We start from the raw sequence: 236 nt of genomic DNA, 5'->3' as shown, positions 1-236 counted from the left end.
GGGCACGGCCAGATGCCGTGGCTGCAGCGCATTCGCACAGCACGTATGGCCGCGCGTGGTCGACGCTCGGCCGCAAGCTCGACCCGCTCACGCAAGACGTGTGCGCGTTCTATGGCGACCATGCGGTGTATGACGATTTCGGCGGTGTGGTGGTCGAGCTGGATGAAGGCCAGCGCATTGCCGAGGCACTCGGCAACAACAAGGCCGCCATCCTGCAGAACCACGGCCTGCTGACC

The 236-nt window shown here is 65.7% G+C and carries 1 protein-coding gene; it reads left to right on the top strand.

Annotation, left to right across the window (positions count from 1 at the left end; genetic code table 11):
- Window positions 1-236: class II aldolase/adducin family protein (locus tag ACVA6Q_RS24935; protein ID WP_446649267.1), on the top strand; the 236-nt coding region annotated here is incomplete at both ends.

The organism is Vibrio sp. DNB22_10_4, from assembly GCF_052879755.1.
Note: the sequence above shows the minus strand (reverse complement) of the source record. Positions and strands in the feature narration are given on the sequence as shown.